The organism is Candidatus Schmidhempelia bombi str. Bimp (assembly GCF_000471645.3).
GTDB classification, from domain to species: Bacteria; Pseudomonadota; Gammaproteobacteria; order Enterobacterales; family Orbaceae; genus Utexia; species Utexia bombi.
The window spans coordinates 1-11,567 of record NZ_AWGA01000075.1; the positions used below are offsets into that span (position 1 = coordinate 1).

The 11,567-nt window shown below is 36.5% G+C and carries 9 protein-coding genes; 6 read left to right on the top strand and 3 right to left on the bottom strand.

Annotation, left to right across the window (positions count from 1 at the left end; all coding sequences use genetic code 11):
- The 4 genes from O970_RS08475 to O970_RS08490 form a co-directional block, all read left to right on the top strand.
- Positions 1–439 (top strand): EF-Tu/IF-2/RF-3 family GTPase (locus tag O970_RS08475; RefSeq protein WP_036563137.1); only part of this gene is annotated, 439 nt, incomplete at its 5' end.
- Between the two features lie 141 nt (positions 440–580).
- Positions 581–958, top strand: coding sequence for a 30S ribosome-binding factor RbfA (gene rbfA, locus O970_RS08480; RefSeq protein ID WP_036563138.1), 378 nt, complete (start codon positions 581–583; stop codon positions 956–958).
- A 93-nt stretch (positions 959–1,051) separates the two neighbouring features.
- Positions 1,052–1,969, top strand: coding sequence for a tRNA pseudouridine(55) synthase TruB (gene truB / locus O970_RS08485; protein WP_024496678.1), 918 nt, complete (start codon positions 1,052–1,054; stop codon positions 1,967–1,969).
- Positions 1,970–2,107: 138 nt separating this feature from the next.
- Positions 2,108–2,989 (top strand): EamA family transporter, encoded by an 882-nt coding sequence (locus O970_RS08490; protein ID WP_024496679.1) that lies wholly within the window; start codon positions 2,108–2,110, stop codon positions 2,987–2,989.
- 86 nt (positions 2,990–3,075) lie between these two features.
- Here O970_RS08490 and gstA read toward each other — a convergent pair whose 3' ends face one another.
- The 3 genes from gstA to O970_RS08505 all read right to left on the bottom strand — a co-directional run bounded on the left by gstA (position 3,076) and on the right by O970_RS08505 (position 7,963).
- Positions 3,076–3,678, bottom strand: coding sequence for a glutathione transferase GstA (gstA, locus tag O970_RS08495; protein WP_024496680.1), 603 nt, complete (start codon positions 3,676–3,678; stop codon positions 3,076–3,078).
- 264 nt (positions 3,679–3,942) lie between these two features.
- Complete coding sequence (gene glnD / locus O970_RS08500) at positions 3,943–6,618, bottom strand: bifunctional uridylyltransferase/uridylyl-removing protein GlnD (RefSeq protein ID WP_024496681.1); 2,676 nt, start codon at positions 6,616–6,618, stop codon at positions 3,943–3,945.
- 169 nt (positions 6,619–6,787) lie between these two features.
- A complete protein-coding gene (locus O970_RS08505; RefSeq protein WP_024496682.1) occupies positions 6,788–7,963 on the bottom strand; it encodes a hypothetical protein in 1,176 nt (391 codons plus the stop codon).
- 742 nt (positions 7,964–8,705) lie between these two features.
- Between O970_RS08505 and aas the strand changes: the two genes are divergently transcribed.
- Together aas and O970_RS08515 are read left to right on the top strand one after the other, a co-directional pair.
- Positions 8,706–10,850 (top strand): bifunctional acyl-ACP--phospholipid O-acyltransferase/long-chain-fatty-acid--ACP ligase, encoded by a 2,145-nt coding sequence (gene aas, locus O970_RS08510; protein ID WP_024496683.1) that lies wholly within the window; start codon positions 8,706–8,708, stop codon positions 10,848–10,850.
- A gap of 338 nt (positions 10,851–11,188) precedes the next feature.
- Positions 11,189–11,567, top strand: a 379-nt coding sequence (locus O970_RS08515; RefSeq protein WP_036563139.1) for a contractile injection system protein, VgrG/Pvc8 family, incomplete at its 3' end; no start/stop codon positions are given.

Here is an 11,567-nt window from a genome sequence, read left to right on the forward strand (position 1 = left end):
TGGCTTTAATGTGCGGGCAGATGCCTCGGCACGTAAAGTAGTTGAAGGGGAAAATCTCGATTTACGTTACTATTCGGTGATTTATGATCTGATTGATGAAGTCAAACAAGCCATGAGTGGTATGTTATCACCTGAATATAAACAAGAAATCATTGGATTAGCGGAAGTTCGTGATGTATTCCGTTCACCAAAATTTGGGGCGATTGCGGGCTGTATGGTTACCGAAGGTGTGGTTAAACGGCACAATCCAATTCGCGTATTACGTGATAACGTCGTTATTTATGAAGGCGAGCTCGAATCTTTACGCCGCTTTAAAGATGATGTTAATGAAGTGCGAAACGGGATGGAATGTGGTATCGGTGTCAAAAACTATAATGATGTTCGCGTTGGCGATATGATTGAAGTTTTCGAAACGATTGAGATTAAACGAACCATCTAATAGCATCGATAACGAATAATAAAGGGGCGTCATAACACTGACAGTCCCTTATTTTTTTGTTATGCTTTAATCTTATATAGCGAAGATCGGTCATTGATTAAACCGATTTATTTATCTGTAACGTTAACGAGATAATATATCATGGCAAAAGCATTTAGTCGTACACAGCGTGTGGCACAAGAATTACAAAAGGAAATTGCAATTATTTTACAGCGTGAGATAAAAGATCCACGTTTGGGTATGGTAACCGTATCGGGCGTTGATTTATCACGTGATTTAGTTTATGCGAAAATTTTTGTTACTTTTCTAAATGATCAAGATCAGCAACAGATCGATCAAGGTATCCGTATTCTAAATGATGCAGTAGGTTTTATTCGTACCTTAGTCGGTAAAGCAATGCGTTTACGCGTGGTGCCGCAGCTGACCTTTGTTTATGATAATTCATTAGTTGAAGGAATGCGCATGTCTAATCTGGTTACAGATGTGGTTAGAAAAGATAATCAACGCCATAATGGATAATCACAATGATTATCCACTAAAACCTTATTAGTGGATAATTATCTTATTTTCATTCTTTTATTGATTTTTTTATAGTTTGTGCAAGGCGAAACCATGTCTAGACGTCCTAAAGGCCGTGATATCAACGGTGTTTTATTATTAGATAAACCAACTGCGATGACATCGAATGATGTTTTACAAAAAGTAAAACGAATTTATCAGGCTAAAAAAGCAGGGCATACAGGCGCATTAGATCCATTAGCAACGGGTATGCTACCCATCTGTTTTGGTGAGGCGACAAAATTTTCTCAATATCTGTTAGATTCAGACAAACGTTATCGCGTTATTGCTAAACTAGGTGAACGTACTGATACGTCAGATGCCGATGGCAATATTATTCAAACCCGATCTATCTGCTTTGACGAGCAGCAACTTATGCATGCTCTTGATCAATTTCGAGGGGCATTAAAACAAGTGCCAACCATGTTCTCGGCCCTTAAGTATCAAGGTAAGCCACTTTATGAGTATGCACGTCAAGGTATCACCGTACCACGAGAAGCACGAGAGATTACCGTTTATGATTTACAACTGCTACGCTATACAGGTAATGAACTGGAGTTGGAAATTCATTGCTCTAAAGGCACCTATATTCGCACGATTATTGATGATCTGGGTGAACTGTTAGGCTGTGGTGCACATGTTATCTATTTAAGACGATTACAAGTATCAAATTATCCTTATGCGCAGATGGTCTCATTAGATCAATTAATGGCATTACAGCCAGATGATGCGGCGTTATATACTTATCTTTTGCCTGCTGATAGTCCAGTACAAGATTACCCCATGGTCACTATCTCAATGCAACAAGGACAAGATATATTATTGGGCCGGCGTATTGCTATTACGCTGGATCAAGTACCAGAAAATCAATTAGTTCGTATTTATGCTAGTGATGAACAACAGCAACAATTTCTAGGTGTCGGAATTTACGGTAACAATCAACTTTCCCCAAAACGGTTAATATCTATTTAAATTTAATTTAATACATCACTATAATGGCATGTGGTATTTCTATCAATAGAACAACAATACCACTGATTCATTATTTTATGCCTTTTCTTTAATCAAAATAAAGAAGAGGTAATAAAAGCAAGGATAACGAGATTTTATATGATCAGAAAGACATTCATTAACTTATGGCCAATTTTCACCCTGCTACTATCCGTATCGTTAGTCCAAGGTAGTGCCTCATTAGCCAAATCACTGTTCCCGATTTTAGGACCTGATGGTGTCGCTGCTTGGCGGTTAACATTTTCAGCGGTGTTACTCTGTTTGATTTTTAAACCGTGGAAAAAGAAAATAACCAAAGCAGCTTGCTTGCCGCTTATTATGTATGGTATCGCTATTGGGATTATGAACATGTCTTTTTATCATGCCATACAACGAATTCCAGTGGGAATTGGGATCGCCATCGAATTAGCAACAGGTCCGATTGCGGTTGCTTTATTTTCTTCTCGACGAATTAGTGATTTTTGTTGGTTAGCTTTAGTAGTGCTAGGGCTATATATGCTATTACCAATCCATCAACCACATGCTGCTATTGATCCTATTGGTATTATTTTTGCCACTGTTAGCGGTTTATGCTGGGCAATGTATATTATTTTTGGTAAAAAAGCGGGAACTATCTATGGTCCAGGTAGCTCAGCGATTGGGATTTTTATCGCTTCTCTTTTTGTCTTTCCATATGGATTATTTACTAATGATATACATACTATGTTTTCGCCATCGATATTACCAATGGCATTGTTAGTCGCTATATTCGCCTCAGCCTTACCTTATGGCTTAGAGATGATAGCATTGCCCCATATTTCAGCAAAAACCTTCAGTATGTTAATGAGTTTATCACCTGTTGTGGGCTCTCTATCAGCCTTTATCTTCTTACATGAGTCATTAACGATAACCCAATGGTTAGCCATTTTAGCGATTGTATGTTCATCACTTGGGATTATTATTTCCTCTCAGCGAGTTAAATCACAGATAGATGAACTATAACTAATACCGTCAAAGGAATATTTAAAGCTAATAAATAGTTTCAACAGTCGTAAAACTATTTATTAGCTTAGCTACCGTATTAATGGTTAGGATTCATTTTCTTGTTGTATGGCTTTTATTACCGCAGGACGCTGGCTAATACGCTCAACATAGCTATCAATAGCTGGGTAACTAGCGAGATTTGGGATCACTTGACGCCAATTTAATATAACAAATAGATAACAATCGGCAATCGTAAAATGATCATTTTGTAAATAGTTATGCTTTTTCAGATGTGCTTCTAAATAAGCCAATTTGGTATTAAGTTGTTCACCGGCATTTATTTTCTCTTGCTCTGAAGATGGTTTAAATAAAGGCATAAAGTTTTTATGTAACTCAGTAGCAATAAAGTTAAGCCATTCGATAATTTTATATCGCTCAATTTCCCCTACTGGTGCAATCAATTTGGTTGAAGGTGCTAAATCAGCAATATATTGTAGCACTGCTGCACCTTCCGTTAATACGGTTTTATCATCATCTAGCAGTAAAGCAGGGACTTGACCTTTGGGATTAATATCGTAAAAATTTTGCCCCGATGCCGTGGTTTTATTGCTTAAATTTACGGCTTCAAGCGAATAATTTAAGTGGGTCTCACAAAGGGCGATGTGAGCGGCCAACGAACAAGCTCTAGGTGTGTAGTAAAGTTTCATTGATATTCCTCTTCGTATAATTATAAAAATGCGTACTATTTGCTGATTGAAATCAACCGATTCAATAAACGACTTATACTCGTTATAGGTAAACCTTCTTACATCTTTATCGTGGTAATCTTTGTTACCTTAATCAAAATAATGTTTTTATCCCAAATAAGGCACTCAATGCTAATATCGTCTAAAATGACAATCGATAAATATAAACGTTTTTAGGCTAATCATATCGCCTATTTACAACGGATTAAAGGGCAGCTCTTTTAATTAACCACGACCACCGTCCAGAGAGTCAATAACGTCGATAAGTAATTGACGTAACGTTGTACACATGGTGTCAGTCAGTGGATATCCTTCTTTATCCGTTAAAATAAATAGATCCTCTACGTGTTCACCAATCGTCACAATTTTAGCACTATGTAACGATAATTGTAGTTGGGTAAATACTTCTCCAACATACGCTAATAATCCTGGTCTATCAAGTGTAATGAGTTGCATATGCGTTTTATCATAACGTTGCATGGCTAAAAAGTTTACTTGCGTTGGTACTGCAAAATGGCGTAGCTTGGTATTGGGACGATAAATTCGTTGACGTTTAAATCCTGTCTGTAGTAACACTTTTTCTACTTGTTGGATTAATGCAGGCTGACGATCAGGGCTAACAGAGTGACCATTTGGTTCAAGCACAATAAACGTATCTAATGCATAATCATCTTTTGTGGTAATTATCAACGCATCATGAATATTCAAATTAAAGTAACCGATTTGATGACTAACGCTAGCAAATAAAAAAGGTTTATCAGGAGAATAAATAAATAGCTCTGTACCGCCATGTTCGGGTTTTGGACGAAGTAGTACTAACGGTTTTTGTAAATCATGATTAAGGAGATTAACGGTATGCCAAGCAATTTGCTCAGGCGAATAACGCAAAAAATAGTCAAAACTATAACGTCGCCATAATGATTTGGCTTGTTCATAGGGAATTGGGTATTGTGATAATAATCGTTTTGCCTGTTTTTTATGCTGTTTAACGATGGACCACGGACGTGGCGCGTGCTGTAAATCGGACATTAACACATTATCTGTCGCAATATAAAGCGTACGCAATAGACTCTGTTTCCAACTATTCCATAATGTTTCATTCGTAGCGCAAACATCAGCAACCGTTAAGCAAAGTAAAAATTGTAAACGTTGCTGCGATTGCACTTGTTGCGCAAAGGCTTGAATAACAGCGGGATCTTGAATATCGCGACCTTGTGCAGTGACCGACATAAGTAAATGTTGGCGAACTAACCATACGGCTAACTCGCTATCTTGCTGGGGTAAATCATGTAATTGGCAGAATTGCTGTAATGCATGAGCACCAAGAATGGAATGATCGCCGTTTAATCCCTTACCAATATCATGGAACAAGGCGGCAATAATTAATAAATAGGGTTTTGACAATTGTTGGTAAAGACGTGAACTATTTGGGTGACGTTGTTGACCTTCAATTGTAGTAAAGCTATACAGCTCAAGAAGTACCCGCATGGTATGTTCATCAACGGTATAAGTATGAAAAAGATCAAATTGCATTAAACCAACAATCTGTTTCCAACCGGGAATATACATGGCTAGAATGCCCAACTGGTGCATAGGTATTAATGCTTTGATCACCGCCTCTGGATGTTTAATGATGGCTAAAAAATGGGCGCGAGATTTAGGATCTTCACAAAGTAAGCTGGTCACATGTCGTCTGGCATGACGTAGTTGTCGAATAGTATTAGAATAAATACCCCGTACTTTGGGCTGAGTTAATAGGGTATAAAATAGCTGCATAATCATGCTTGAATCATGGATAAATAGCTGATTATTCGTAATATCAATCAAACCATCTCTTACGACAAAATGCGTATCAATAGCATACACTTGCTGAGTCTGATGTTGAGTTAACATCGATTCACTAAAAAGCTGTAATAACATCTGATTGAGTTCGGTTACCGCATGTACAACTCGATAATAATCATGCATCATATGTTCAACGGGAACATTACCTTGACCTTGATAACCAAGCAGATGAGCAATCGCTAATTGGCGATCAAACAGCAAACGATTATCATAGCGCTTTACCACGCAGTGCAATGCAAAACGTATACGCCATAAAAATCGCTGACAAGTTCTCAATTCATCTATCTCCTCATCAGTGAGAAATTGAAATGGCGATAAATCTTTGGCTGAACAACGCCCAAAATGACGAATACCGATCCAATTAATGGTTTGAATATCGCGTAATCCACCAGGACTATTTTTGATATCTGGTTCTAATTTATAACTACTACTCTGATACTGCTGATGCCGTGTTTGTTGTTCTTCGACTTTTGCCTGATAAAATAGCGAAGAAGGCCAGATGGTTTTGGAAAAAATCGTTTGTTGTAAATCACTCAGCAGCTGCGGATTACCAACGATTAAACGCGACTCCATTAGGTTGGTCATCACCGTTAAATCGTTTTTTGCTTCAGCAATGCACGTTTTTAGTGTTCGCACACTATGTCCAACATTTAATCCCAAATCCCATAACAGCTGAATTAATGCCTCAATTTTAGGTTGTTGTTCCGATGGTAAAGGCTTATCAGTCAAAATCAGTAAATCAATATCGGAAAGGGGATGCAATTCTTGACGCCCATAGCCGCCTACGGCAATAAGGGCCAAACGATGACGATTAAAAATAAACCCCGTTTGTGGTTCAAAAAGATAGTATTGCCATAACCGTTGTAATAACTGATCCATATAGTGGCTACGAGCTAACACCAACTGCTCAACCGCTATCTCTTGTTTAAATTGCTCAAGAGACCAACAGCCAAAATCGGCTAACTGCTGTCTAATTGTGGCAACATTGATTTGTTGGTCGCTGAAGTGTAACGGCGAAAATGGTACCGTTATTGTTAATGTTGGCGTTAATATCATAATTATAAATAGACCAATTGTAGTAAAAAACTTAATTGATTATAGGTTTCTTCTATTTTATCGCCATAGCAATTTTTTGTAATATAAGCTAACTATGGACAAGTTTTAGAGTTTTAGCCTAATATTTCAATATAATATAGGACAGAGCCAACTTATCATCTGTCATTTTTCACACTGCGCCACGTTTTAATTTATTTTTTACTTCTGGGCATAATAAACTAAGCACCCTATTACTCCTTAACTGGGTTGCCACTAGATGATGTTGTCCATTTTTTTTACATAGTTGACTGGTTAAGGCAAGTAATAACCAATAAGTCATCTCTTCATTTGGTATCCCAAAATAACCATCAATGTCGTGACGAACTAACGGTGTGGTGGTAACAATATCATTTTTAGCCAGCACCATGGTTAACTGATTAAGCGCTTCGCCATCAATTTGACTATGCCAACACTGCGTCGTGTTGTTAAAAGCAGGTTGGATATCAAGCATCTGTTGTATTGCCGCTTCATATTCAGATGGTGTCGTCAGCATAGAACGTAACAGATAACTTTGTGGTTTGATTTCATCCATGGTGGATAATAATTGTGTATTTACCATTAACAAAGCACTAATAAACGCCGAACTGGTTTGCGATTGAGCATTATTGGAAATGATCAAATAAAGTGCTGGTTGGTTATCATCAATCAGTTGATTTATTATTAAGGCGTTGCCTGTATGAATCGGGTAAGGATTTAACTCAATTTTTTGTTTCAATTGCCATTTATTGGCAGCTTGATAGATCGCCTGTTCTAGTACGGTGGGATTATCATAACTATCTAACCAAATAATTAACTTAAGATGCTGCTCAAATTTATTCAAATTTCCTGCTATATTAGCAAATATTTCATCAAAACAGTTAAAGTAAAAAGTGTCATCCGTATTCTCAAACTGATTAATTTTTGTATAGTCAATAGGTAATGATTGAGCGTTATTCACTATTGAGTCAACAAGATTGGATAGATTATCAGGTAAGATGATAACACTATCGAGGATAGCTAATGATTGCATCGCCCAATTTTGCCACTGTTGGTGTAGATATTGGGTTTCTTCATACCAAATTTTATTTTTTTCTTGTTGTATGCCATACATAAATAATCGAATACTAAATAGGACGCCCGTCATCATCAATGTACAGCCACAAATGAATAAGATTAATAATGGATAATTTTCTTGATAACGCCTAGGTAGAAGAATAAAACCAAGAAGCGTGATAGCAACCAAAGTAATTAAACCAATTATCAGCCAATGCCTAATTTTAATTGGTTCTAGCTCTGGTAATGGTTCTATTTTAGGTTTAGTCCACAAGATAATTCTCCTTATAAAAATGGGGACAAACAGTAAAAAAATCGTTTTTAATATATTGGTGATGATTATAATTCTTGCGTTAACATCTTCAGAAAATCTATTATTTCCCTCACAATCAATACAGCAGAAACAAAGCTAATTTTCTAGGAACTTAAGTTTAATATTAACTAGAATAGGAAAGAGCAGGGACTTATCATACTTATTTATGGCAACTTGTTATCACAAATGCTATCAATGTCATTATGCTAATCTAGATCATGTTTTATATAGCATTCAAGGCTAATATTGAAATAGCACACTTCTATAAATTCAGAAAAAATCATCAAATGATGAATTAGCAGTGATCTTAAATAAGTCGCCACCAATATATAGATGACCAAATTTACATCAATTTAACAAAAACTAAACAGCAAAGCAAATAAAATGGGTGGGTAATGCTACTTTTTATTTAAGTGCAAGAGTTATCTAATTTCCTGTTACTAGTTAAATCGATTGTGCTTTCTTATAGCATTATTTTACGGCATTTATCAATCTGGCTTGATTATGGGATTGACTTATTTTATGTCATTGATCAAATCACAAAAAAGTAAAATTAAACGTGATAAATGAATGGCTTTGGATAGATGATTTAACCTAATAATGACAGAGTATTAATAATAATTTTGCAAAAAAAGCTTGTCTGACAAATTTTTGGCTATATTATCATAAGAAGGTAATTTTGCCAGATACTAAGAGACATTTTATGATAATCAATGCCATAAAATATATACTTAAATTTTTTTTTCATGTTCGTGTCAAAGGTAATCTTAATCATTTAAATCATGATAAATTGATCATTACCTCCAACCATGTTTCCTTTCTAGATGGTATTTTGTTAGGTATTTTTCTACCAGTAAAACCAGTCTTTGCTATTTATTCTGGATATATGGATCATTGGTTAATTAAATTAACACGACGGTATTTTGATTTTTTAGCGGTCGATCCCGCCGATCCTATGGCCGTAAAAAATTTAGCACGTCAAGTTAATCAAGGGAGACCATTAGTTATTTTTCCAGAAGGACGTATTACCGTCACGGGTTCTCTAATGAAAATTTACGACAGTATCGCTTTTGTTGCAGCTATCACCGAAGCGACTATTGTTCCTGTATGGATTGAAGGCGCAGAATTTACATTTACAAGTCGTTTAAAAGGAATATTTCGCCGAAAACTATTTCCTAAAATTACTATTCATGTTTTAACACCGACTAGTATTGCTATGCCAAATGTCACTGACTCAAGCGAAAGACGTTATATCGTTGGAGAAAAATTACATCAAATTATGATGGAATCCCGCATGGCAAGCCGACCTAAATTAACCTTGTTTGATGCCTTGCTCGAAGCAGAAGTTCGTTACGGTGCTAAAACGCCAATTATAAAAGATCCAACAGTTAAAGAACTAACTTATCGTCAACTATTACAACAAATCTTAGGTATAAGTTGTATTGTCGAACAGCTATCATCACCCAAAGAACGAGTAGGCGTTCTACTACCTAACGCTGTTATTACGGTTTCAACCCTTTACGCGTTATCGTTAAAAAACCGTATTCCAGCATTATTAAACTATACGGTAGGATCGCAGGCGCTGAATTGTGCTGTTACAGCGGCGGAAATTACAACAATTATTACTTCAAGAAAATTCCTACAAAAAGGAAAATTGACCCATTTTGTTGAAGAAGTAAAGGGGGTAAAATGGATTTATCTTGAAGACTTAAAAGAGTCATTAACGGTTAAAAACAAGCTATGGATAGGATTTTATCAATTTTTCCCACGCTTTCTTAAACGCACCGCTAAGCCAGACCAAGAGGCGATGGTCTTATTCACCTCAGGCTCTGAAGGTAGCCCTAAAGGGGTGGTTCACACTCACACCAGTTTACTCGCCAATGTTGAACAAATACGAAGTATTGTTGACCCAATGCCAACCGATCGCTTTATGTCAACTTTACCTATTTTTCACGCTTTTGGTTTAACCGTATGTTTACTCTTACCTTTATACTCAGGATGTCGCGTTTTTCTCTATCCTAATCCGCTACATTACAAAATGGTACCAGAAATTGTTTATGATCAAAGTTGTACTGTTTTATTTGGTACGCCTACATTTTTAAATAATTATGCCCGCAACGCACATCCGTATGACTTCTCGCGTTTACGCTATGTTGTCGCTGGCGCAGAAAAATTAAGCGAAAGTACGCGTGAACTTTGGTACAAAAAATTTGGTTTACGTATATTAGAAGGATATGGTGTCACTGAGTGTTCCCCTGTTATTTCTTTAAATGTCCCATTAGCCTTTAAAGATAGGACGGTTGGACGACCTTTACCAGGAATCGTCACACGTCTTATACCAATTCCTGGAATTGATCAAGGTGGACGCTTGCAAATACAGGGGCCTAATCTTATGAAAGGCTACTTATTAGCTGATAATCCAGGTAAATTGGTTGCGCCAAGTGTTATCGATGAAAAAGGACGTGAGCACAAGAATTGGTATGATACGGGTGATATTGTTGATATTGATCAGGATGGATTTATTATCATCAAAGGTCGCCAAAAACGATTTGCTAAAATTGGTGGGGAAATGGTATCGCTAGAAAGCGTCGAAGCGATTGCTCATAAAGTAGATGCCGAAGCAATACATGGGGCTAGCATTAAGAGTGACAGTACCAAAGGTGAAGCCATTGTCCTCTTCTCTTCGTCAAAAAATATTTCTCGAGAAGGGTTAAATCAAGCCGCCCGTGAAATGGGTATCTCAACGCTAGCGGTGCCGCGTGATATTCGTATTATTGATCAACTCCCTTTACTGGGAACCGGTAAAGTGGATTTTGTAACACTACAAAAAATGGCCCAAGAGGGATAAGGATTAAATGATAATACCTATCTATTACTTATTAATAGATAGGTGTCATACTTAGAGAATTGATTTTACCTAAATATAACCATAATTAGCCTCCATGCTTATCAGCACAATAAACCGCATTATTTTTCTATTAAAAAATCACACAATATGGATAGCTCACTAATTACTATTACCATCTATGCCTTATTATAAATAATAAAAATTAAAAAGCATGGATTCACCTAATAAAAAAATTTGCAATAAATAGAAAAAATACGTATTTTATTAACATAAATTTACTTATCATTTTCAATTATTGAAAAATAATAACAAAATATTTAGAGAGTCGGGAATAAAGCATGGATAAACTGGTACAGTTAATTAGTGGAATGAGTCATGCTGCATTTAATCACTATACGCTTTCCATTGACGGTATTAAACACCTTTCAGAACTATCAGTGTTAAGCCTTAAAGCACAAGAAACCCTAAATAAACCTTGGCGTTATGAAATCATTTTTACTTCTAATAATAAACAGTTAACCGCGGATGCCATTCTCACTCAAAAAGCCAGCCTTACTTTTCAACCAAAACCCCATCATCTCTTATCTATGCAACTTAGCACTTTAACGCTGCCCACCTTACCCCGTACTTTGCATGGGGTGATAACTGAATTTAGCCAGCTATCGGTCAATAAACAGCAAGCGCAATATAAAGTGGTCTTAGCGCCGCGCCTAGCGT

Bases quoted from the DNA above. Each gene is read 5' to 3' on its own strand.
- rbfA (WP_036563138.1), top strand. From the start codon at position 581: ATGGCAAAAGCATTTAGTCGTACACAGCGTGTGGCACAAGAATTACAA.
- truB (WP_024496678.1), top strand. From the start codon at position 1,052: ATGTCTAGACGTCCTAAAGGCCGTGATATCAACGGTGTTTTATTATTA.
- O970_RS08490 (WP_024496679.1), top strand. From the start codon at position 2,108: ATGATCAGAAAGACATTCATTAACTTATGGCCAATTTTCACCCTGCTA.
- gstA (WP_024496680.1), bottom strand. From the start codon at position 3,678: ATGAAACTTTACTACACACCTAGAGCTTGTTCGTTGGCCGCTCACATC.
- glnD (WP_024496681.1), bottom strand. From the start codon at position 6,618: ATGATATTAACGCCAACATTAACAATAACGGTACCATTTTCGCCGTTA.
- aas (WP_024496683.1), top strand. From the start codon at position 8,706: ATGATAATCAATGCCATAAAATATATACTTAAATTTTTTTTTCATGTT.